Source organism: Sphingomonas sp. GW821-FHT12D09, assembly GCF_058807215.1.
Map to the genome: position 1 here is coordinate 167,829 of NZ_JBXAQL010000005.1, position 21,675 is coordinate 189,503.

General features: G+C 65.8%; 28 protein-coding genes and 1 pseudogene. 14 read left to right on the top strand and 15 right to left on the bottom strand.

Features of this window, described 5'->3' with window-relative positions:
• Positions 1-21 precede the first annotated feature (21 nt).
• From AC1RPL_RS20570 to pspA, 8 genes are all read right to left on the bottom strand, one after another.
• Positions 22-150, bottom strand: coding sequence for a hypothetical protein (locus tag AC1RPL_RS20570; protein WP_493072076.1), 129 nt, complete (start codon positions 148-150; stop codon positions 22-24).
• A gap of 78 nt (positions 151-228) precedes the next feature.
• Complete coding sequence (locus AC1RPL_RS20575) at positions 229-498, bottom strand: hypothetical protein (RefSeq protein ID WP_493072078.1); 270 nt, start codon at positions 496-498, stop codon at positions 229-231.
• Between the two features lie 12 nt (positions 499-510).
• Positions 511-831 (bottom strand): hypothetical protein, encoded by a 321-nt coding sequence (locus tag AC1RPL_RS20580; RefSeq protein WP_493072079.1) that lies wholly within the window; start codon positions 829-831, stop codon positions 511-513.
• A gap of 23 nt (positions 832-854) precedes the next feature.
• Entirely contained in the window at positions 855-1,163 is a 309-nt protein-coding gene (locus tag AC1RPL_RS20585; protein WP_493072081.1) for a hypothetical protein, read from the bottom strand.
• Positions 1,164-1,188: 25 nt separating this feature from the next.
• Entirely contained in the window at positions 1,189-1,422 is a 234-nt protein-coding gene (locus AC1RPL_RS20590) for a hypothetical protein (protein ID WP_493072083.1), read from the bottom strand.
• A 51-nt stretch (positions 1,423-1,473) separates the two neighbouring features.
• The gene (gene pspC / locus AC1RPL_RS20595) at positions 1,474-1,851 is read right to left on the bottom strand and encodes an envelope stress response membrane protein PspC (protein ID WP_493072419.1); all 378 of its coding nucleotides are present in this window, start codon (positions 1,849-1,851) and stop codon (positions 1,474-1,476) included.
• Positions 1,851-2,123 (bottom strand): envelope stress response membrane protein PspB, encoded by a 273-nt coding sequence (gene pspB / locus AC1RPL_RS20600; RefSeq protein WP_493072085.1) that lies wholly within the window; start codon positions 2,121-2,123, stop codon positions 1,851-1,853. The genes pspC and pspB overlap by 1 nt, the downstream gene beginning before the upstream one ends.
• Before the next feature lie 3 nt (positions 2,124-2,126).
• A complete protein-coding gene (pspA, locus tag AC1RPL_RS20605; RefSeq protein WP_493072086.1) occupies positions 2,127-2,795 on the bottom strand; it encodes a phage shock protein PspA in 669 nt (222 codons plus the stop codon).
• Positions 2,796-3,191: 396 nt separating this feature from the next.
• Here pspA and pspF point away from each other — a divergent pair, with 396 nt between their 5' ends.
• The 3 genes from pspF (at position 3,192) to AC1RPL_RS20620 (ending at position 5,614) form a co-directional block, all read left to right on the top strand.
• Positions 3,192-4,229 (top strand): phage shock protein operon transcriptional activator, encoded by a 1,038-nt coding sequence (gene pspF / locus AC1RPL_RS20610; protein ID WP_493072088.1) that lies wholly within the window; start codon positions 3,192-3,194, stop codon positions 4,227-4,229.
• Positions 4,230-4,421: 192 nt separating this feature from the next.
• Positions 4,422-5,045 (top strand): superoxide dismutase, encoded by a 624-nt coding sequence (locus AC1RPL_RS20615; RefSeq protein WP_493072090.1) that lies wholly within the window; start codon positions 4,422-4,424, stop codon positions 5,043-5,045.
• Between the two features lie 221 nt (positions 5,046-5,266).
• On the top strand, positions 5,267-5,614 hold the full coding sequence (locus AC1RPL_RS20620) for a hypothetical protein (protein ID WP_493072091.1): 348 nt from the start codon (positions 5,267-5,269) through the stop codon (positions 5,612-5,614).
• 1 nt (position 5,615) lies between these two features.
• Here AC1RPL_RS20620 and AC1RPL_RS20625 read toward each other — a convergent pair whose 3' ends face one another.
• The 3 genes from AC1RPL_RS20625 to mtaB are packed head-to-tail and all read right to left on the bottom strand — an operon-like array spanning position 5,616 to position 8,372.
• Positions 5,616-6,230 carry an inner membrane-spanning protein YciB gene (locus tag AC1RPL_RS20625; protein WP_493072092.1) on the bottom strand — a complete coding sequence of 205 codons (615 nt, stop codon included), beginning with the start codon at positions 6,228-6,230 and terminating at the stop codon, positions 5,616-5,618.
• Complete coding sequence (gene ftsY, locus AC1RPL_RS20630; RefSeq protein ID WP_493072094.1) at positions 6,223-7,158, bottom strand: signal recognition particle-docking protein FtsY; 936 nt, start codon at positions 7,156-7,158, stop codon at positions 6,223-6,225. Before ftsY ends, AC1RPL_RS20625 begins: the two co-directional genes overlap by 8 nt.
• Positions 7,155-8,372 (bottom strand): tRNA (N(6)-L-threonylcarbamoyladenosine(37)-C(2))-methylthiotransferase MtaB, encoded by a 1,218-nt coding sequence (mtaB, locus tag AC1RPL_RS20635; RefSeq protein ID WP_493072096.1) that lies wholly within the window; start codon positions 8,370-8,372, stop codon positions 7,155-7,157. Before mtaB ends, ftsY begins: the two co-directional genes overlap by 4 nt.
• On the opposite strand from mtaB, the gene AC1RPL_RS20640 reads away from it, so the two are divergent.
• A complete protein-coding gene (locus AC1RPL_RS20640; RefSeq protein ID WP_493072098.1) occupies positions 8,373-8,948 on the top strand; it encodes a DUF924 family protein in 576 nt (191 codons plus the stop codon).
• 126 nt (positions 8,949-9,074) lie between these two features.
• Here the strand turns inward: AC1RPL_RS20640 and AC1RPL_RS20645 are convergent, their stop codons facing one another.
• Positions 9,075-10,715, bottom strand: a complete 1,641-nt coding sequence (locus tag AC1RPL_RS20645; protein ID WP_493072099.1) for a putative bifunctional diguanylate cyclase/phosphodiesterase — start codon at positions 10,713-10,715, stop codon at positions 9,075-9,077.
• A gap of 268 nt (positions 10,716-10,983) precedes the next feature.
• Here AC1RPL_RS20645 and ffh point away from each other — a divergent pair, with 268 nt between their 5' ends.
• From ffh to AC1RPL_RS20685, 8 genes and pseudogenes are all read left to right on the top strand, one after another.
• Positions 10,984-12,486, top strand: coding sequence for a signal recognition particle protein (ffh, locus tag AC1RPL_RS20650; RefSeq protein ID WP_493072101.1), 1,503 nt, complete (start codon positions 10,984-10,986; stop codon positions 12,484-12,486).
• Between the two features lie 30 nt (positions 12,487-12,516).
• Positions 12,517-12,969 (top strand): annotated as a pseudogene (gene rpsP, locus AC1RPL_RS20655) (30S ribosomal protein S16); the annotation flags it as partial.
• Positions 12,970-13,185: 216 nt separating this feature from the next.
• Positions 13,186-13,719 carry a ribosome maturation factor RimM gene (gene rimM, locus AC1RPL_RS20660; protein WP_493072103.1) on the top strand — a complete coding sequence of 178 codons (534 nt, stop codon included), beginning with the start codon at positions 13,186-13,188 and terminating at the stop codon, positions 13,717-13,719.
• Entirely contained in the window at positions 13,716-14,441 is a 726-nt protein-coding gene (locus AC1RPL_RS20665) for a metallophosphoesterase family protein (RefSeq protein WP_493072104.1), read from the top strand. The genes rimM and AC1RPL_RS20665 overlap by 4 nt, the downstream gene beginning before the upstream one ends.
• Positions 14,442-14,523: 82 nt before the next feature.
• Positions 14,524-14,865, top strand: a complete 342-nt coding sequence (locus AC1RPL_RS20670) for a hypothetical protein (protein ID WP_493072106.1) — start codon at positions 14,524-14,526, stop codon at positions 14,863-14,865.
• A 54-nt stretch (positions 14,866-14,919) separates the two neighbouring features.
• Positions 14,920-16,437: a serine hydrolase domain-containing protein gene (locus tag AC1RPL_RS20675; RefSeq protein ID WP_493072108.1), complete on the top strand. Its 1,518-nt coding sequence runs from the start codon at positions 14,920-14,922 to the stop codon at positions 16,435-16,437.
• Between the two features lie 34 nt (positions 16,438-16,471).
• Positions 16,472-17,050, top strand: a complete 579-nt coding sequence (locus AC1RPL_RS20680) for a glycine-rich domain-containing protein (RefSeq protein WP_493072109.1) — start codon at positions 16,472-16,474, stop codon at positions 17,048-17,050.
• A gap of 5 nt (positions 17,051-17,055) precedes the next feature.
• Positions 17,056-17,892 carry a TIGR04222 domain-containing membrane protein gene (locus AC1RPL_RS20685; protein ID WP_493072111.1) on the top strand — a complete coding sequence of 279 codons (837 nt, stop codon included), beginning with the start codon at positions 17,056-17,058 and terminating at the stop codon, positions 17,890-17,892.
• A 45-nt stretch (positions 17,893-17,937) separates the two neighbouring features.
• Here AC1RPL_RS20685 and AC1RPL_RS20690 read toward each other — a convergent pair whose 3' ends face one another.
• From AC1RPL_RS20690 to AC1RPL_RS20700, 3 genes are all read right to left on the bottom strand, one after another.
• Positions 17,938-18,843 (bottom strand): hypothetical protein, encoded by a 906-nt coding sequence (locus AC1RPL_RS20690; RefSeq protein ID WP_493072112.1) that lies wholly within the window; start codon positions 18,841-18,843, stop codon positions 17,938-17,940.
• Entirely contained in the window at positions 18,840-19,493 is a 654-nt protein-coding gene (locus AC1RPL_RS20695) for a hypothetical protein (protein ID WP_493072113.1), read from the bottom strand. The genes AC1RPL_RS20690 and AC1RPL_RS20695 overlap by 4 nt, the downstream gene beginning before the upstream one ends.
• Positions 19,494-19,597: 104 nt before the next feature.
• Positions 19,598-20,500, bottom strand: a complete 903-nt coding sequence (locus AC1RPL_RS20700) for an NAD(P)/FAD-dependent oxidoreductase (protein ID WP_493072115.1) — start codon at positions 20,498-20,500, stop codon at positions 19,598-19,600.
• 34 nt (positions 20,501-20,534) lie between these two features.
• On the opposite strand from AC1RPL_RS20700, the gene trmD reads away from it, so the two are divergent.
• Both trmD and rplS read left to right on the top strand, forming a co-directional pair.
• Positions 20,535-21,269 (top strand): tRNA (guanosine(37)-N1)-methyltransferase TrmD, encoded by a 735-nt coding sequence (gene trmD, locus AC1RPL_RS20705; protein ID WP_493072117.1) that lies wholly within the window; start codon positions 20,535-20,537, stop codon positions 21,267-21,269.
• On the top strand, positions 21,269-21,658 hold the full coding sequence (gene rplS / locus AC1RPL_RS20710) for a 50S ribosomal protein L19 (protein WP_493072118.1): 390 nt from the start codon (positions 21,269-21,271) through the stop codon (positions 21,656-21,658). Before trmD ends, rplS begins: the two co-directional genes overlap by 1 nt.
• Positions 21,659-21,675: the final 17 nt, after the last annotated feature.

A 21,675-nucleotide genomic window follows, 5' to 3' on the forward strand; every position in this document is an offset into this window, starting at 1 on the left:
CTTCAAACACGCTTGGCGAGGTTAGTTCTGTTGCGCGATCCGGGCCTGCCGCTCGGCGCGGCGGACGGGACGATCACGCTTTTCGGCGAGCACAATAGCTCCCCCGCACAGTGCCGTCAGCACTGCGACCATCATTATGGCGGCGATCATGTTGGACTTCCTCTTGCTTGCAGCGCTGGGCGCTGCGGGCTCTTTACTGGCGGCGCGCCTTGGCGCCGCGGTGGATCTTCAATTCAGCGGGCTGTCGTCCCGCAGGCTTTCAATCTCGTTGGCGAGGTCGACACCCTTGTCGGTGACGATCCGCTCCAGGACCCGCACCCGCTGCTCCAGCCTCTCGGTCTGGGCGGCGTATTGGGCGGCCTTTTCGGCGACCATCTGGGCTTCGAGCTCCATCTTGCGCTGCTGCAGCGCGAGCCAGGGCTTGATGAACACCCCGCCCAGTATGGCCAGCAGGCCGCACGAGATGCCCAGGATGGGAATGATGAGCGGGTTGATCACCGTCTGAACTCCTCAGTTACGCGGGCCGCGCAGCTGCTCGATCTCACGGTCGAGCATGTGCGAGCTGTCGGTCACGATCCGCTCGACATTGGCGAGTCGGTCCTTGATCGCGCCGAGCTCGGCACGGAGCTGGGCGTTTTCCTGGCTCAGGAGCTTGATCCGCTCCATCGCCTCTTCGTTCTTTCGCGGATAGACCGCCTGGCCCCAGCTTCCGTCCAGCGGGTAGCCGTGCTTGATCCGCATCCAGGTGGTGACCACCCAGCCGGCGACCCCGGCCACGCCGATGATCGCGATCATCGGTGCGAAGTTGGTGAAGAGCTGAACCTTGTCCATTTTCCCCTGTTCCTTTTATTTTCTCAGCGCAGGCTATCGATTTCGCGGGCCACGCGCTCTGCGGGATCGGTGGCGATCCGTTCGAGCACTGCGATCCGCTCTTCGAGCCGCGAGATCTGCCCGGTCAGCCGCTCATTCTCCGTGGAGAGAAGCGCGATCTTGCGATCGATCTCGAGGCTCTCGCCCCGTCGCTGGCCCCGATAGCTGCGGCCGCTGCAATTCTCGTCCTCGACCGGATAGCCGTGCTTGGCGCGGACCCAGGTCTGGAAGGCTCTGGACGCCATCACTGCGGCGACGATCAGAACCGGAACCAGCCAACCGAACTCCCTCATGTCTTCCTCCTTGACTGCCTGGCGCTCAGCGCAGGCTGTCGATCTCTGCTTCGAGCCGGTGCGGCTGATCGGTGATGATCTTTTCCAGCACGGCGAGGCGGCGATGCATTTCGAGCGTTTCGCGGCGCTGCTGGCGGTTTTCCTCCAGCGCTTCCGCAGGCGGTGCGGCTTGCGCGATCTGGGCCAGTGCGCGCTTCACCTTGCGGTTCGCGAAGAACTGGATGGCCAGGGTGCCCGCGATCCCGGTGAGCATCCCCATGATGAAATATGGCGTCGGATCCATGTCTCTTCCCCTTTTGACGGCCTGCGCTCAGCGCAGGCTGTCGATCTCGTCGGCGAGGCGCGTGTTGCGTGCCGTGTAGTACATCTCGATGTCGGCCATACGACGGTCGATGTCGCGGAACTTGGAGCGGACCTCGGCGGTCGTGCGGCTCGGGTTGGAGCGGACGCCCTGCCAGAACTTCGCCTCTTCGGGGCCCTGGTAGAGGCCGTAGGGCTTGGTCGGTGCCATCCAGGCGATCAGCACATAGCCGACCACGTTGATCGGGAAGATCCCGAAGGACAGCAGCACGAAGCCGAGGCGAAGCCAGATGACGTCGATGCCGGTATAGTCCGCAAGCCCCGAGCATACGCCCAGCCACTTGCCATTGGCCTTGTCGAGGTAGAATTTGGTGCGGCTCGACATGATCAATTCCTCCTCGTGATATCGTAGGGGCTCTCCTCTGGACGCTGGTCGCGGAGGGGCCGGAAGTCGGGGTTGTCGGCGGCGAGGATGCGCTCGATCGTGATCAGGCGCTCTTCGAGCTGGCGGGCGGTGTAGTGCAGCTCGTCGAGCAGCTTCTCATCCTCACCCGTGATCGTCGCCGACTGCTTCCACTTGGTGATGTAGTGCATGATCACCCAGGGGAGCCCGATGAAGAGCATCCCCACGATCATGATCGGAAGAAAGACGTCCTCCATCGCTTAGGCTCCCTTTGCCAAGCGGGCCTTCAGAGCCTCGAGCTCGGCATCGACCTTCTCCGACGAGCGGAGTTCGGCGATTTCCTCGTCGAGCGACTTCGGTGCGCCACCCAGACCGGCGGCATCGGCGCGGCCCTCGGCCATGTCGACCCGGCGCTCCAGCACGTCGAAGCGCGAGAAGGCGTCCTGCATGCGGCTGCCATTGGTCATCTCGCGCAGGCGCACCCGGTTGTTGGCGCTTTCCAGTCGCGTGACGATCGAGTTCTGGCGGGCGCGGGCCTCGCGCAGCTTGGTCTGGAGCTTGTTGATGTCCTCTTCCGAAGCCTTGAGGGCCTCGTCGAGCACAGCGATCTCTTCGGAAAGCTGGTCGCACATGTCGGCGGCCTTCTGCTTCTCGGTGAGGGCGGCCTTGGCCAGATCCTCGCGGCCCTTCGAGAGCGCCAGCTCCGCCTTCTCGGTCCAGCTCTCCTGGAGCTTGTCGAGCTTGGCGATGTGACGACGCATCTCCTTCTGGTCGGCGATGGTGCGGGCCGCGGAAGCGCGGACTTCGACCAGCGTCTCCTCCATCTCGAGGATGATCATGCGGACCATCTTCGCCGGGTCTTCCGCCTTGTCGAGCAGATCGGTGACGTTGGCGGCGATGATGTCCCGGGTTCGCGAGAAGATACCCATGTCGTCATTACTCCTTCGTTTTTTGTTTCCCGACCGGGAGAGGTCTAGGGGGTGACCCCTCCCGGTGGGTGTCCGCTCGCGCGGGGTGCGAGCGGGGGGACCCGTTATGCGATCGCCGGACCAACCGCGCCGGCCATGAAGACCAGCCCTGCAGCAACCGAGAAGGCCACTGCGAAGAAGGCGTTGCGGTAGTAGGCGGCGTTGTTGGCGTTGGCGTTCATTGTCTTGTCCCTGAACCTTGGTTTTTTCTGGCCCATCTGCGGGCTTGCTCAATGCGTTGCAGGGGGCGTGCCAATTTATGAAAACCGCAGAAATCTGCCGTTCTTGCCGTTCATTTGGCATTCAGGTAGCGGATTTAACTTGCCAAGTATTGGGAAAATACACCAAGGATTTGGCATGGAGCGTATCACCCAGGTCATCGGCCAGTCCACGGCATTCCTTGAAGCGCTGGAGCTCGCCAGCCGGGCGGCCGCGCTCGATCGCCCGGTGCTGGTGATCGGTGAACGCGGCACCGGCAAGGAGCTGGTTGCCGAGCGTCTCCACCGCCTGAGCCCGCGCTGGGACCAGCCCCTGGTCACGATGAACTGTGCTGCGTTGCCCGAGACGCTGATCGAAGCCGAATTGTTCGGGCACGAGGCAGGCGCCTTCACCGGTGCGACCAAGGCGCGGATCGGCCGCTTCGAGGAGGCGCATCGCGGCACCTTGTTCCTCGACGAGCTCGGCACGCTTTCCATGGGTGCGCAGGAGCGGCTGTTGCGTGCGGTCGAATATGGCGAAATCACCCGGATCGGCTCGTCGCGGCCAGTCCAAGTCGATTGCCGCATCGTCGCGGCGACCAACGAGCATCTGCCGGAGCGCGTGGAGAAGGGGACGTTCCGCGCCGATCTGCTCGACCGGCTGAGCTTCGAAGTGGTGACGTTGCCGCCGCTGCGCCACCGAGGCGGCGATGTTGAGGTGCTCGCCGAATTCTACGGCAGGCGCATGGCCAGCGAGATCGGCTGGGCCGACTGGCCGGGCTGGGGGCCGAACGCGCTCGACATCCTCGTCCATTATGACTGGCCCGGCAATGTCCGCGAGCTGCGTAACGTGGTCGAGCGCGCGGTCTATCGCTGGGAGCAGAACGGGCCGATCGACGCGATCGAGATCGATCCCTTCCAGTCGCCCTATCGCATCCGCACGATGCAGGGGAGCGCTTCGAGCGCGCCGGCGCCTGCCGCGGCGCCCGCATCGACTGCATTGGAAGAACAGCCCGCCTCACTCGCGGGTACGACCGACTTCAAGACCCGGGTGGCGCGCTTCGAGAAGGAATTGCTCCAGCGTTCGCTTGCCGACCACCGCTTCAACCAGCGCGCCACGGCCGAGGCGCTGGGGCTTACCTATGACCAGCTTCGACATGCGTTGAAGCGGCATGAATTGCTCCAGGCCGGCGGCTGAAAAGCCTCGCGACTTCAGGCTAATGCGTAGCGTTCGCAATAGTAATTCTGCCACTCGCCCGAGATCGGAATTTTCATTTGCGCGACGCAACGATTTTTCCGCGACAGCAGTGTTTTTTGCGCGCTAGGGGAGGGACCGCATCGCCCGGCGGTTCGTTGCCCGGGTGAACCTTGGCTTACCTGGAGAGACCGCATGGCCTTCGAACTTCCCCCGCTTCCCTTCGACAAGGACGCGCTGGCGCCGCACATGTCGGCCGAGACGCTCGAGTTTCATCATGGCAAGCATCACAAGGCCTATGTCGACAAGACCAATGGCTTCATCGCCGAGAAGGGCCTGGAGGGCCGCAAGCTCAGCGAAGTGATCGCGCATGCCAAGGAGACGGGCGACAAGGGCCTGTTCAACAACTCCGCGCAGATCTGGAACCACAGCTTCTTCTGGCAGGGCCTGACCGGCGAGAAGACCGCGCCGAGCGGCAAGCTCGCCGAGCTGATCACGTCGCAGTTCGGCTCGACCGACGAGCTGGTGAAGAAGCTGGTGGCCGAATCGACCGCGCACTTCTCGAACGGCTGGGGCTGGCTGGTGCTCGACGGCGACGCGCTCAAGGTGACCTCGCTGCACGATGCCGACACGCCGGTGGTCTATGAGGGCATGAAGCCGCTGCTGACGATCGACGTGTGGGAGCACGCCTATTACATCGATTATCGCAACCTGCGTCCGAAGTATCTCGAGACGATCACCGCGAACATCATCAACTGGGACTTCGTGTCGCAGAACCTCGACGGCGCCGGCGTCAGCCGCGCGGATCAGGACAGCTGATCTTCCGACGGCGATTTAGGAAAGGGGCGTCCGGTAGCGGGCGCCCCTTTTTTGTGGTTTCGTCATGCCGAACTTGTTTCAGCACCCAAGGCGCCGCGAAGGATCGCCCGAGGATAGTTGGACCCTGAAACAAGTTTAGGGTGACGGGATTGATGGCGTTCAGTCCGCGTTAAACTGCCCGGAGCGAGCCTGCCACCCACACTTCTTTGGGGAAAGACGTGATGCGCCGCTATCTGATCCTTGCAACCCTGCTGTTCGCCGCCGCGCCGGCCTCAGCGCAATTCTGGCCCGGACCGTCGATGCATGGACCTTCGGGCGGGTCGTTGACGCATGACCGGAGCGCCGCCGAGACCGCGAAGATCCGCAGTGATATCCGCGCCGGTCGAAACAGCGGGCAGCTCACCCGGCGCGAGGCGAAACAGCTCAAGCGCGAGGCTTTCCAGATCGATACGCTGGAGGAGCGCTATGCCACCGGCGGCCTCACGCCTTCGGAAGAGGCCGAACTCTATACCCGGCGCGAGGCGCTGCGCAGCGACGTGATCGCCAAGCGCAGCGGCACGCGCAAATAACTCACTCCTGCGGCGGAACCGGCGCGTCCTCGGGCTTCTCCAGCTGCAGGCCGTGCTTGAGCAGCATCGGGATGTTGAGCATCGCGAAGACCAGGGTGACCGGGATCATCACCCAGGTCTTGAACAGCACCCATTGATCCCAGTTGACGAAATGCCGCACCCCTTCATTGGCGACCGCGGCGACGGCGAAGAACGCCGCCCAGTTGATCGTCAGCAGCCGCCAGCCCTTGGCCGAAAGCCCCGGATAGGCCTGTTCGAGCAACGTCTGGAGCAACGGCTTGTCGGCGACCAGACCATAGCCGAGCACGATCGCGAACATCGCATAGATGATCGTCGGCTTGATCTGGATGAAGGTCTGGTCGTGGAAATACAGCGTCAGCCCGCCGAACAGCAGTACGAAGGCGGCGGTGATCCACAGCATCGGCGACACATGGCGGGTCTTCCACCAGCTGAGCGCGATCGCGCCGGTCATCGCGACCATGAACGCGATCGTGGCGGCGAAGACGCGCGCCAGCACGGGCCCATGGGCAAAGCTGTTGACCAGGAAGAACACCGCGAGCGGCCCGTAATCGATCAACATGCGCACGCCGGGCGAGGCGGCCTTCTTCTCAGCCATTGGTAAGCTCCTCCACACCCGCGATGATCCGTGCGACTTCCTCGGCGTTGAATGGGCGCAGGTCATCGACCTTTTCGCCCACGCCGATCGCATGGATCGGCAGGCCGTATTTCTCCGCCGCCGCGACCAGCACGCCGCCGCGCGCAGTGCCGTCGAGCTTGGTCATGACGAGGCCAGTGACCCCGGCGACTTCCTTGAACACTTCGATCTGGTTGAGCGCGTTCTGGCCGGTGGTCGCGTCGAGCACGAGCACAACGTCGTGCGGGCTCGCCGGGTTGATCCGGCCGAGCACGCGGCGGATCTTGGCTAACTCGTCCATCAGCTCGCGCTTGTTCTGCAGGCGCCCGGCGGTGTCGACGATCAGCACGTCGGTGCCGATCTCGGTCGCTTTCTTCACTGCCTCGAACACGATGCCCGCGGCATCGCCGCCCTCGGCGCCCGAGATGATCGGCACGCCGATCCGCTCGGCCCAGGTGCGTAGCTGGCCAATCGCGGCGGCACGGAACGTGTCGCCGGCGGCGAGCATCACCGAATAATCCTGCTCCATCAGCAGGTTCGCCAGCTTGGCGATCGTCGTGGTCTTGCCCGATCCGTTGACGCCGATGACCAGGATCACCTGGGGGCGCGGGAACGCCTCGATCTCGAGTTTCCTGGCGACGGGGGCGAGCACCTTGGCGACTTCCTCGGCCACCACCAGGCGAATGCCCAGCTCTTCCATGTTGCGCTCATACTGGCCTTCCTCGAGCCGCTTGCGAATGCGCGCGGCGGTGGCAGGGCCGAGGTCGGAGGCGATCAGTGCCTCCTCGATCTCGTCGAGCGTCGCATCGTCGAGCCGGGCCAGTCCCAGGCCGGCAAGGTTGCCGATCAGCCGGTCGGACGTCTTGCGGAAGCCGCCGAGCAGCTTCTCGTGCCAGCTGGGGCCGCTCATGCGATCAGCTTCCCGTCTTGGACGTCCACGATCTCAACGCTCACAATCTCTCCGACTTCATGGGGGGCGAGGCGGACCTCAGCGAAATTGCCGGCATGGCCCCGCTCGCCGGGGCGCTCTACCAGCACTTGCTGGGTGCTGCCTACCAGGCTTTGCAGCCACGTGCCCCTGGTGCGGGCGGCTACGTCGCGCAGGCGGGCAGCGCGGGCTTTCACGATCTCGGGCTCGACCTGCGGCATCTTCGCCGCGGGCGTTCCGGCACGGGGGCTGTAGGGGAAGATATGGGCGTGGACGATGCCGCATTCCTCGATCAGCGCCAGCGTGTTCTCGAACATCGCCTCGTTCTCGGTCGGGAAGCCGGCGATCAGGTCGGCGCCGATCGCGATGTCCGGACGTGCGGCGCGCAGTCGCTCGACCAGCGCCACCGACTGGGCGCGGCTGTGCCGGCGCTTCATGCGCTTCAGGATCATGTCGTCCCCCGCCTGGAGCGAGAGATGGACGTGCGGCATCAGGCGGGGCTCCCCGGTGAGCAGGGCAAACAACCGGTCGTCGACTTCGATCCCGTCGAGCGAGGAAAGCCGGAGGCGCCGGAGCTTGGGGACGTGCGCCAGGATACGCTCGACCAGCTGGCCCAGGCTCGGGCTGCCGGGCAGGTCGGGGCCATAGCTGGTCAGGTCGACACCAGTCAGCACGACCTCAGCATGGCTCTCGGCAAGCTGGGCGACGCGCTCGATCACGGCACCGGCGGGGACCGAGCGGCTGTTCCCGCGGCCAAAGGGGATGGCGCAGAAGGTGCAGCGATGGTCGCAGCCATTCTGGACCTCGACGAATGCGCGGGCGTGGGTCGAGAAGCTGGCGGCCAGGTGCGGCGCGGTTTCCCGCACGGCCATGATGTCTTGGACGATCACCGGGGCGTTCGAGAACCAGGCATCGGCACGTAGCTTTTCCGCATTGCCGATTACCCGGTCCACCTCGGGCATCGCAGCGAAAGCAGCCGGATCGATCTGCGCCGCGCATCCCGTCACCACCAGCTCCGCCTCGGGCCGCTCGCGGCGTGCGCGGCGGATCGCCTGGCGAGTCTGCTTGACCGCTTCATTGGTCACGGCGCAGCTGTTGATCACGACCGTGTCACGCTCGGACAGCAGCGCACGGATCGTTTCGCTTTCAGCGAGGTTGAGCCGGCAGCCCAAGCTGATGACGTGAGGGGATGACATTTGGTCGGTGATCTAGGCGCAGCTACTCTCGATGTCCACGCGAAGGCCCGCGAAGTGCTGGGCTTCTGGTTCGCGCTCACGCCCGAACAGCATTTCGCCAAATCGGCCAGGGTGGATGCGCAGATCGAGGAGCGCTTCGGCGCGCTTCGCGATCTCGTGCTCGGATCGGATGCCCAGGGCTGGCGCGACGATCCCCAGGCCTTGCTCGCCGCGATCATCCTGCTCGACCAGTTCAGCCGCAACATCCACCGCGACTCTGCCCAAGCCTATGCCGCCGATCCGCTCGCGCTGGAACTGGCATTGACGGCGATCACCAAGGGCTGGGACCTGGCGATGAATGGCGAGCATCGCCAGTTCCTGTATTTGCCGCTGGAGCATGCCGAAGACTCGCTGATGCAGAAGCTGAGCGTGGAGAAGTTCACCACGCTGGGCGACGCGTACGTGTTCGATTTCGCGGTGAAGCATGCCGAGGTGATCGCGCGGTTCGGGCGCTTCCCGAGCCGGAATGCCGTGCTCGGACGGGCATCGACGCCAGAGGAACTGGCGTTCCTCAGCCAGGAAGGGGCGGGTTGGTGATCTTGCGCCGCCCAGCCTCGATCCCGCCGTCACCCTGAACTTGTTTCAGGGGCCAAACTCCTCAGGCCGTGTTGCTGGTGGAGAGTTGGGTGCTGAAGCAAGTTCAGCATGACTAAGGAAGAAAGCTCAGCCCGCCATCCGCTGGTCGTCGGACGAAGCTTCGGAAGGGGGCGTCGCAACCCTTGCCCCCGCACCCGGCAGGATCAGCCGGCGCTCGGCCAGCAGCCGCCGGACACCGCTCACCGACAGCGGCTTGCTGTACAGCCAGCCCTGCGCCTTGGCGCACCCCGCCGCGCGCAGCCGCTCTTCGATCGCGGCGTCTTCCACGCCCTCGGCGGTGATCGGCAGGTTCAGGCTCGCACCCAGGCTGATGATCGCGTTGACGATCGCAGCCGAGTCGGCGCTGGTGTTGAGCGACATGATGAAGCTCCGGTCGATCTTGATCCGGTCGAACGGCAGCGCGCGCAAATGCGCCAGCGACGAATAGCCGGTGCCGAAATCGTCGAGCGCCAGCTTGGCGCCCTGGTTCTTGAGGCTGCCGACGATCGACTGGGCGAGCGCGAGGTTGTCGAACAGCGAGCTCTCGGTGATCTCCACCTCGAGCCGGCTCGCCGGGAAGCCGGTCTCGGCCAGCACCTTGATGATCTTCTGTGCCAGCCATGCATCGCGCAGCTGCCAGGGCGATATGTTGATCGACAAGGTAAGCGAGGGATCCCAGTCACGCGCGGCGAGGAAGGCCTGGCGCATGATCGACAGCGAGAGATCGGCGATCATGCCGGTCTCTTCCGCGATCGGGATGAACAGTTCCGGCGAGATCAGTCCGCGTTGCGGGTGCTCCCAGCGCGCCAGCACTTCGAAGCCGTGCAGGCGGTTGGTGCTGAGGTCGATCTGCTGCTCGAAATAGGGGACGATCTCGCCGCGCGGGATCGCGGTGCGCAGGCCATTTTCCAGCTCGTTGCGGATCTGGAGCTCGCGCTCCATCGAATGATCGAACCAGGCATAGCGATTGCGGCCCGATTTCTTGGCCGCATACATCGCGATGTCGGCGGAGCGCGTCAGTGCGTCGATGCTCGCGCAATCGAAGTCCGAGCGGGCGATGCCGAGCGAGCAGCTGATGTGGAGGCGCAGGCCTTCGGCCTCGAAGGGCTGTGCCATGCGGCTGACGAGTCGCTCGGCGATCCGTTCCACTACGGCGGGCTCGGCGGGATCGAACAGGAAGCCGCAGGCGAACTCGTCGCCGCCAAGCCGCGCGGTGACGGCGATCGGCGGCATGACATGTGCGATCTCGGCGGCGACCGCGCGTAGCAGCGCATCGCCCACGGCATGGCCGTGCATGTCGTTGATCGTCTTGAAGTGATCGAGGTCGAGCATGACCATCGCCATCGCCTTGCGGCGGCGCTGGGCCCGGACGAACATCGCAGCGCCTTCCTCGGCAAGGCTGCGGCGGTTGTAGAAGCCGGTCAGCGGGTCGCGGCTGGCGAGCTGCTGGGCGCGCTCCTCGGCTGCAGCGCGGATCTGCACTTCCTGGCTGAGCGCGGAGTGGCGGCGCCAGCCGAACAGGATCAGCGCGACGTTGAGCAGCAGCGCGATCACCAACGTGCGATCCGCGGGCGCGCCGCCCTCGAAATAATATTGCAGCGTCTTGGACAGGACTGCGCTGCCCGTGCCCACGAACAGCAGGATCGCGGAAACGCTGATCGCGCCGGACAGCAATGCCGGGCGCGGGGCGCTTTGCGAAATGGCTTGGTCTTCGAGGTCCAGCGACATGCCGGGAAATTTCCCCCAACTGCAATCGAGGGTGTTTCCCATGGGCAGGGTATAGAACGGGTTAAGCTCGGGACATGTTTGCGTAATATTTCTGCTTGGGGTCCGGGCTTGCCTCGCGCGGGGGGATGGGCTAGGGGCCGCGGCGACCGTTCTCTTAGGACGCGAGACATTTGCCACCCCATGGGGTGACGCCGGCCGACGAGTTCTCGTCCGCCGGCGTGTTTTGCGTTTGGCGGATTATGGTCCTGATTTGGAGTTTTTTGGTCCGATGTTCGAAAGTCTGAGCGAACGGCTGGGTGGCGTCTTCGATCGCCTGCGCGGTCGTGGCGCGCTCAACGAAGCCGATGTCCGCACCGCCATGCGCGAAGTGCGGATCGCCCTGCTGGAGGCCGATGTCGCGCTTCCGGTGGCGCGCGACTTCGTCGAGAAGGTGACTGAGAAGGCCGTCGGCCACGAGGTCCTGCGCTCGGTTACCCCGGGCCAGCAGGTCGTGAAGATCGTCCACGATGCGCTCGTGGACATGCTGGGCCCGGACACTGCCGAGCTGCACATCGACGTGACGCCGCCGGCGATCATCATGCTCGTCGGCCTTCAGGGTTCGGGCAAGACGACCACCACCGCCAAGCTCTCGAAGCTGCTCAAGAGCCAGGGCAAGAAGGTGATGATGGCGTCGCTGGACGTCAATCGCCCGGCCGCGCAGGAGCAGCTCGCGGTGCTCGGCACCCAGACCGAGGTGGCGACGCTGCCGATCGTCGCCGGCCAGCAGCCGGTCGAGATCGCCAGGCGGGCGCTCAACGCCGCCAAGCTCCAGGGCTTCGACGTCCTGATGCTCGACACCGCCGGCCGCCTGCACGTCGACCAGGCGCTGATGGACGAGATGAAGTCGGTCGCGGACATCGCGCAGCCGAACGAAATCCTGCTCGTCGTGGACTCGCTGACCGGCCAGGACGCGGTCAACGTCGCGTCGAGCTTCTCCGAGCAGGTGCCGCTCACCGGCGTGATCCTCACCCGCATGGACGGCGATGCCCGTGGTGGTGCCGCGCTTTCGATGCGCGCGGTCACCGGCAAGCCGATCAAGTTCGCCGGCATGGGCGAAAAGCTCGACGCGCTCGAGCCTTTCCATCCCAAGCGCGTCGCCGGCCGCATCCTCGGCATGGGCGACGTCGTGTCGCTGGTCGAGAAGGCGGCGGCGGCGATCCAGGAGGAAGATGCCGAGCGCATGGCGGCGCGGCTCGCCAAGGGACAGTTCGACATGAACGACCTGCGCGGCCAGCTCGCCCAGATGCGCCGGATGGGCGGCATCGGCGCGCTCGCCGGCATGATGCCGGGCATGAAGAAGGCGCAGGCGGCCGTCGATCAGGTCGGCGGCGACAAGGTGCTGATCCGCATGGACGCGATGATCACCTCGATGACGCCCAAGGAGCGCGCAAAGCCCGATCTGATCAACGCCAAGCGCAAGATCCGTATCGCCAAGGGCTCCGGCACCACCGTGCAGGACGTCAACAAGCTGCTCAAGATGCACCTCGAGATGCAGACCGCGATGAAGCGGCTGAAGAAGATGGGCGGCTTGAAGGGCCTGATGGGCATGCTCGGCAAGGGCGGTCCCGGCGGCGGCATGGGCGGTGTCGGCAATGCCCTGGGTGGCGCCGAGCTGGGTGACATGATGGGCAAGCTGGGCGGTCCCGGTGGCGCCGGCGGGCTTCCCGGCCTGAGTGGTCCCGGAGCACCCCAGCTTCCGCCAGGTTTCGAGAATTTCCTGAAAAAGAAGTAATTTAACTCAAGATCGTAAGAAGGAACTGTAATGGCTATTTCCCTGCGTCTGTCGCGCGGCGGCTCCAAGAAGCGCCCGTACTACCGTATCGTCGTCGCTGACGCCCGTTCGCCCCGCGACGGCAAGTTCATCGAGAAGATCGGCACCTACAACCCGCTCCTCGCCAAGGACGACGCCAAGCGCATCGTGCTCGACAGCGATCGCGCCACCTACTGGCTGGGCGTCGGCGCACAGCCTACCGACCGCGTTGCCCGCTTCCTCGACGCCGCAGGCCTCAAGGAGCGCACCGCCAAGAGCAACCCGAACAAGGGCAAGCCGGGTGAGAAGGCCATCGAGCGCGCTGAAGAGCGTGCCGAGAAGGCCAAGGCCGCTGAGGAAGCCGCTGCCGAGGCAGCCGCCGCTCCGGCGCCTGAGCCGGTCGCCGAGGAAGCTCCCGCCGCTGAGGAAGCTCCGGCCGAGGGCTCGAACGAGGAAACCGAGGCCGTGATGGCCGCCGAAGTCGAAGCCGCCACCGAAGAGCCGACCCCGGAGGCCGAGCAGGTCGCCGAGGCAGTCGCCGAAGAGACCCCGGCCGTTGAAGCCGCTCCCGCCGCTGAAGAGGCTCCGGCCGCCGAAGCCGGCGAGGAAAAGGCCGAGGGCTGATCCTCAAGTCCCCCTTCCGCTTGCGGGAGGGGCTAGGGGAGGGCATGAGCCGCCGCTATGAGCGTTGACCAAACCCCTCCCCCGACCCCTCCCGCAAGCGGGAGGGGAGACAAGACCGTCACGCTTGCTGTCGTCATTGGTGCGCACGGCGTGACGGGCGAGGTCCGCCTCAAGGTCTTCGCCGAGGACCTGTCGGCGCACCGCCAGTTCAACGGCGGTGCGCTGACGCTCAAATCGGTACGCGGTGGGTCGAACGGCACCATCGCGCGCTTCGCCGAAGTGGCCGACCGCAACGCTGCGGAGGCCATGCGCGGGACCGAACTCAGCGTCCCGCGCTCGGCGCTGCCCCCGCTTGGCGAGGGCGAATATTATCATGTCGACCTGCTCGGGCTTCCCGCGGTCTCCGACGAAGGCGAGGCGTTGGGCAAGGTCGTCGCGATCGACGATTTCGGCGCGGGCGACGTGATCGAGATCGAGCGGCCGGCCGACGAGAGCGGCAAGGCCAAGCGCTTCATGGTGCCGATGAACGCCATCGCCGTGCCCGAATGGGATGCCGAGCGGCTGGTGGTGAGCGCTGCCTTCGTCGAATGACGCGGACCGCGGTCCTTTCCGACATCCACGGCAATCTGCCGGCCCTGATCGCAATCGTCGCCGATGCCGAGGCGCGGGGCTGCACCGCATTCCTCAACCTGGGCGATATCCTGTCGGGTCCGCTCTGGCCGGCCGAGACGGCTGCCTGGCTGATGGCGCGCGACTGGCCGACCATCTCGGGCAATCACGAGCGCCAGGTGCTCACCGATCCGCCCGAGCGGATCAACCAGACGGACGCCTTCACCAAGGCCGCACTGCCGCCGGAGGCGCTGGCCTGGATGGCGGCGCTGCCCGACACGCTGGTGCTTGACGGCATGTTCCTCTGCCACGGCACCCCGGACAGCGACATTGCGCCGCTGGCCGAAACCAGGACGCCTTCGGGTCCGCGCATCGCCACCAGCGACGAGATCGCCGCCCGCCTCGCCGGGCGCGGCGAGCTTCTGACCCTGTGCGGCCATACGCATATCCCGCGCCTCGTCGCGCTTCCCGACGGTCGCCGGGTGCTCAACCCCGGCAGCGTCGGTCTCCAGGCCTATGCGGGCGAAAATCCCTGGCCCTACAATGTCGAGAATGGCGATCCGCTCGCCCGCTATGCCGTGATCGACGGCGAGGAGATCACACTCCACGCTGTTGTCTATGACCATCTCGCCGCAGTCAGGAAGGCAGAGGTCGAGGGGCGGCCGGATTGGGCGATCGCCCTGGCCACGGGCCGGATGCGCTAGGGTCGTTTTTCGGGGTTTTCCCCGATCATCGCGCGCCGTTCACCCTGATAAAATCCCGCTCCATCCAGTTGGAGCCAAGGTCATGAAAACCAGCCATTTGCTCATCGTCGCGCTGCCGCTCGCCATGCTGGCGGCAGGGCCTGTCGCCGCGCAAAATCTCAGCTCCAAGGAGCGGGCCCGCGTGCAACGCGCAGCGCCGGCGGACCAGGACGCGGTCTATAATTGCCTGATGGCCAAGAAGAAGGGCGCCAAGACCGGCACGATCGCCGGCGGTGCCGCGGGTGTGGCCGGCGGCGTGATCGGTGGCGCCAGCGTGGGCGGCACGATCATCGCAGGTGCGGTGGGCGCGGGAGCCGGGCGGCTGCTCGGCCAGGGCACTTCGACCAACGACTATTGCGATGAGGTGCTCAAGCGCAACAAGTGACGTAGGCTGCGGAGCCGGTTATCCATCCCCTGCGACTATCGGGGGATGCACGAGATGAACTGGTTCCGCGTCACGCTTGCCGCCGCGATCTGCTGCCTGGCCACGCCCGCGCTGGCACAGACCAAGGCGGCGGCGCTCGAGCCGCAATTCGACGCGATCGACCGCCAGTTCGAGGCCTTCCAGCGCGACACGCCTACGCCCGGGTTGGTCTATGGCGTGGTAGCCGAGGGCCGGCTCGTCCATGTCCGCGGCTTTGGGGTGCAGGACGTGGCGAACAAGCGCCCGGTAACCCCCGACACGCTGTTCCGCATCGCCTCGATGACCAAGGCTTTCACCGCGCTGTCGATCCTGTCGTTGCGCGACGCCGGCAAGCTCTCGCTTGACGACCTGGCTGAGAAATACGTCCCCGAGATGCGTGGCTGGAAATACCCGACCAGCGACAGCCCGCGGATCCGCATCCGTGACCTGCTCTCGCACGTCGCTGGCTTCGTCACCGATGATCCCTGGGGCGACCGCCAGACGCCGATGCCCGAGGCCGAGTTCACCCGGCTGCTCCAGACCGGCGTCCCGTTCAGCCGCGTGCCCGATACCGCGCATGAATATTCCAACTTCGGCTATGCGCTGCTCGGCCATATCGTCGCGCAGGCCTCCGGCATGCCCTACCGCACTTATGTCGAGCGCACGCTGCTCAAGCCGCTTGGCATGACCTCCAGCGGCTTCGAAGTCGGCGAATGGCCGATCGAGCGCCGCGCGATCGGCTATCGCTTCGAGGATGGCGCGTGGAAGGAGGAGCCGACCATGCACCACGGTGCCTTCGGCCCGATGGGCGGGCTTCAGGTCAGCGCCAACGACTATGCCAAATGGGTCGCCTTCCTGCTCTCCGCCTGGCCACCGCGCGACGGACCCGATACCGGACCTGTCAAGCGCTCCACGGTGCGCGAGTTGGCGCAGGGGCTGAACTTCGTGCGGATGACGCCGCGCTATGGCGCCACCGCCAAGACCGGCTGCATGCAGGGCACCGCTTACGGCAAGGGCCTGCGCGTCTCGCAGGATTGCGAGCTTGGCATGATGCTCCACCACGGCGGCGGCTATCCCGGTTATGGCTCGCATGTGCTGCTGGTGCCGGAAGCAGGGGTGGGGATCTTCGTCTTCACCAACCGCACCTATACCGGGGCCGCGGGCACGGCCTGGGATGCGATGTTCACGCTCGATAAGGCTGGGGCGCTGACGTTCGCCGAGACCCCGGTCACCGCCGACCTGCTCGCCGCGCAGGAAACTGCGCGTGCGATATATGCCGCGGGCGATGTGTCAGTCGCGCTACCTTCGCTGGCGGGAAATTTCCTGCTCGATCGCTCGTCCGATCTGTGGCGCGCCGACCTGGTGGCGATCCGCGCGAAGATCGGCGCCTGCAACGGCGCGGTCGAGCCGATGGCACCCAGCGGCCGTCTCTCTTCCGCTTTCCGCTGGCATTGCGAGAAGGGCATGCTCGACGGCACCGTCCTGCTCGCGCCGATCACGCCGATCACGATCCAGGCGCTGAAACTCACCCCGGTCCCGGCCGCCAAACCTTGACATTCAATATCCACTATGATAGTGGGAATTATAGATGAGCAAGGCCCCCGGTCTGTCTCGAACCCCCACCGACCACCCGGTCTGGACGGCGCTTTCCGATTATTCCATCGGCCCCGAGGACGCAGCGCTCAGCTTCGCCGAGCGGCTGGCGCGCGACAATGGCTGGAGCCGGGCCGAAGCCGAGCGGGTGATCGAGGAGTATAAGCGCTTCTGCTTCCTCGCGGTCACTGCGGACCACCCGGTCACTCCCTCTGACCAGGTCGATCAGGCCTGGCACCTGCACCTCACCTATAGCCGCGATTACTGGGAGCGCTTCTGCCCGGACGTGCTCGGCCGCGCGCTCCATCATGGCCCCACGGCTGGCGGGCGCGAGGAGGGGCATCGCTACTTCACCCAATATGCCGAGACGCTGCGCAGCTACGAGCGCGTCTTCGGCACGCCACCCGCGGATCTGTGGCCCGACGCGGGGCGGCGGCTGCTGCAGGACCACAAGGCGCGCCGCGTGCATCCGCGCGACGCTTTCATCGTGTCCCGGAGGCCATTCTGGATCGCGCTGCTGGTTATGATGGCAGTGTTCTCCGCGCTGGCGCTGGGATATTTCTTGAGGAGCTAGGACTCATGTCGCCCTTCGACCTCACCGGCGGGCCGTTTCTCTTACTCTATGGCGGGCTGCTGGTCCTCACCCTCCTTGCCGGGTTCATCATTCCGCGCTGGCTGAGGCCCGAAGGGCGCATACCGCGGCGCATCGACACCGACGATCTCGCCTATCTCGCCGGCGGCGGCATGCGCTTCGCCGAGACCGTCGCCGCCCGATTGCTCTCGACCAACCGCCTGGCGATGGACGGCAAGAGCAACTTCACGCCCAGCCAGTTCGTCGGCGGAACGCCCGCGGAGCGCAGCGTGCTTGCGCTGCCTGACGGATCGGACTGGGCCAGGGTCGCCATCGCGATCGGCAAACATGCCGGCGGCATCCGCGAACGCCTGATCGACAGTGGGCTGCTGATGGGCAGGGGAGAGGCGCTGCAGATGCGCTTCTTCCAGACCTTGCCCTACTTCCTGCTGCTCGGCTTCGGCTACACCAAGCTGCTGATCGGCGAGGCGCGGGGCAGGCCGGTGGGGTTCCTGACCCTGTTCCTGGTAGTCACCGCCATCTTCGCGGTCATCCGCTTCGCCGCGCTCGACCGCAAGACGAGGGCGGGCAGGGAGGTGCTGGCCGAAGCGCGGGAGCGCTCCGAGCGCCTGCGCCGCGCACCGGCCGGTGGCGAGGCCGACCTGGGCGTGGCGCTGTTCGGCACGGTGGTGCTGGTCGGCTCCGACTGGGGCGGTTTCCACCAGATGCGCACGGCAAGCTCCGGCAGCGACGGCGGCAGCGACGGCGGCAGCAGCGGTGGTGACGGCGGAGGCGGAGGCGGCGGTGGTTGTGGGGGTGGCGGCTGCGGTGGTTGCGGCAGCTGAGCCCGAAATCGACCGGGCGCTCGCAGGAGCGCCCGGCCTCATGCGTCAGGGCACCGCGATGCCCGTGCTCGCGTCGATCACCTTGTCGCGCTGATAGGCGAGCACGCCCGGGATCGGCATCAGCCGGTCGATTTCGAGGCCCAGATAGTTGGGGACATGGCTGCTGGCCTGCAGCGCGGCGGGAACCACCGTGTAGCTGGCCAGCCGCGGGTCGATCCTGTCGCCCGCGATCGGTGCCTGCCAGCCGGTGCTGGTCATCGTATCGGGCAGGTCGAGCGCGTTCTTGGGCACCGGCTTCCCTGCTGCCTTGGCCTTTTCGCGCTCTTCCACCAGCGTCGTCGTCATCGTGCCGACATTGACGATCTGGCCGCGCTTCACTTCGAACTCGAACGTGCCCATGCACATGCAGGTGCCCGCATAGGCGCCGTTGGGTGCTGCCAGGATCGGGCCGTAAAAGGCATAGCGGCCCGGCCGTACACCGAACATGTAGATAGCGATGTCACCCTTGGCGAAGCGGTTGAATGGGCCGAACGAGATCAGGTTCTCCAGGTCGATCGGCGTGAAGGCCAGATTGGCGTCGCTGGGCTCGATCGGCGCGGGGCCGGGATTGGGCGCGGCATATGCACCTTTCGGGCTCTTTTGATATTCGGCCAGGTCCTTGACCCAGCTGGCGTGCTTGCGCTCCCACTTCCTGTGCGCCTTTTCGAGCGCCGCCGCGCGCCGCGCCTTATAGTCGGCCAGGTCCTCCGCATCGGGGATGCGGATGAAGGAGAAGGGCGAGGCATCGCGGCTGCGCACGACGAGGTAGCTGGTGTCGGGATCGAGCGTGAGGACCGGCTTGTCCTTCACATAGCCGAGATCCTTGGGCACCGGCGCGGCGGTCTGCGCGTGCGCGGCGGGGGTGAGGGCGGCCGCGGCCAGCGCGGCGGCCAGGGCGATATTGCGGTTCATCGGCCCAGGGCCTCCCCCTTGGGCTCGATCACCGAAGCGATCTTGGCCTGTTGCTTCAAAAAGGTCTGGCGCTTGCTCTCATCGATGCTGCCAAAGCCTTCCTCGAAGTTGAAGTCCTTCCAGATGTCCTTGGCCAGGCCGTAGCGGTCATAGCCCTTGAACGACATGCACCGGCGCATGTTGGTGCGGCGGGTGGCACGGACCTGGGCCGAGCCGAAGACCGCGACGACGATCGCGTTGCCGATCGCGCCGCCGAGCGCACCGGCCATCGTGTTCTGATAGGTATAGGGCACCGGCGCGGCATAGTTGGAATAGGGGCTGGCGAGCCCCCGTGCGAGGCCGTCGCAATCGCGCAGGTCGCCCAATGCGGTGTTGAAGTCGGTGCTGGCGCGGTGGAAATAATAATATTTGTCGTAGGTGCCGATGTCCTCTGGCGTCGGCTTGAAGTCGAGCGATGGCACCTGGATCCCAGCGACGTCGATCGTCTCGCTGGCGTCAGGAAGCCGTACCGTCTCCATCGTGTCTCCGGCAGGCGCAGCAGCCGCGTCCTTCGATGCGGGCGCGGGCGCGTCGCCCGATTGCTGTGCCATCGCCGGCACGCACCATAGCAGAAGCGCGCAGGCCGAGCCGCGCGCGATCGTCGATTTCATGACTTCCCCCCTATTCTCTGACGAGAATGCGGCGAGCCTATCCTCGCGGCCGCGCCTCTCGCAAGTATCCGGTTCGGAAAACCGTTCCGGATTCGGCGCAGTTTCTAGCGACGGATCGGACGCTGCTCAGCCAGCAGGTTGCGGATCGTCGTGGCGGCGACGCCGGCCTCGCCCATTGCGTGGCTGATCTGGTCGAGCCCGCGCGCGACATCGCCCGCCGCGAACAGACCGGGGACCGACGTGCGCTGGTGGTCGTCCACCTCCAGGCACCCGCTCTCATCCGCACGGGCGCCGACCTTCACCGCCAGTCCCGAGCGGATCTTCGATCCCAGCGCCGGATACACGCTGTCGAAGGTGAGCCGGCCCTGCGCTGTATCGAAAGCGAACTGGTCGCCCTCGATCGCATAGTTGCCACACGGCCCATCGATCCGGGCGATCCCGGCTTCGTCCAGCGCCTGGGTGTCCTCTTCGGCCAGTTCGTGCGCTTCCGGCGCGATCAGCGTCACATCGGCGCTGTAGCCGCGCAGGAACAGCGCCTCGGCCATGCCGTGGCTGCCGGTGCCGATCACCCCGATCCGCTTGTCGGTAACCTCATAGCCGTCGCAGATCGGGCAATAGCGCAGCAGCCCGCGGGCCAGCGCATCGTCGTGCAGATCCCGCGGCATCTCAGGGCGGTTGTTCACTACCCCGGTGGCGAGCAGCACCGTCCGCGCGGCATATTCGCGCTCGCCGACCCGCACGCCAAAGCCGTCCTCCAGCGCCCGCAGGCTCGTGACCTCGGCCATCTCCCGTACTGCGCCGTATTTCTCCGCCTGCTCCAGCATCAGCGCGAGCAATGCCTTGCCCGAAATCCCTTCGGGGTAGCCGGCATGGTTGCGCGTGCAGGGGATCAGCGCCGCCCGGCTCGATCCGCAATCGAATAGCCGGATGCTCAAATGGAAGCGCGCCAGATAGATGGCGGCGGTGAGGCCCGCGGGGCCGGCGCCGATGATGATGCAATCGTCCACTTGCCAATCGCGCTCCCGAAGGGGAAAGGCTCCCATGCCTTTCGCTGCAACTGTCCTAACGCTTTACCCCGAGATGTTTCCCGGACCGCTTGGTGTTTCCCTTGCCGGCCGCGGGCTGCGTGAGGGACTGTGGAGTCTCGAGGCTGTCCAGATTCGCGACTTCGCCACCGACAAGCATCGCTCGGTCGATGACACGCCGGCGGGCGGCGGGGCGGGCATGGTGATGCGCGCCGACGTGATCGCCTCGGCACTCGACAGCGTCGCTCCCGGTCGCCCGATCCTCGCGATGACCCCGCGCGGCAAGCCGCTCACCCAGGAGCGTGTGCGGGCGCTGGCGGAGGGGCCCGGTGCGATCGTGCTGTGCGGCCGGTTCGAGGGGATCGACGAGCGGCTGTTCGAAGCGCGCGCGATCGAGCAGGTCTCGATCGGCGACTATATCCTATCCGGCGGCGAGATGGCGGCGCTGACCCTCCTGGACGCTTGCATTCGCCTCATTCCCGGAGTAATGGGCGCGGCTTCCAGCGGCATGGACGAGAGCTTCGAAACGGGGCTGCTCGAATATCCGCAATATACCCGACCTGTCGAATGGGAGGGCCGCACGATCCCCGAAGTGCTGCGATCGGGGGATCATGCGAAGATCGAGGCCTGGCGACGCCAGCGTGCCGAGATCGATACACGGTCACGGAGACCGGATCTTTGGGAGCGCCATGAGGGCGCTCGGATCCAGTCTCCCTCTGGCGCGCGGCGACGAAAACAGGACGACAAGTAATGAACCTGATCCAGACGCTCGAAGCCGAGCAGATCGCCAAGTTCAACGAGGCGAAGAAGATTCCGGTGTTCCGCCCGGGCGACACCCTCAAGGTCGGCGTGAAGGTCGTCGAAGGCGAGCGTACCCGCGTGCAGAACTATGAGGGCGTGTGCATCGCCCGTGCCAACAAGGGCATGGGTTCGAGCTTCACGGTCCGCAAGATTTCGTTCGGTGAGGGCGTCGAGCGCGTCTTCCCGCTCTATTCGCCGAACATCGACAGCATCGAAGTGGTTCGCCGCGGTGTCGTGCGTCGCGCGAAGCTCTATTATCTGCGTGGCCGCACCGGCAAGTCGGCGCGTATTGCCGAGCGCCGCGATCCGCGTCCGAGCGACGTCGCCGCAGCCGAGTAAGCGTCAAGCTTCACGGA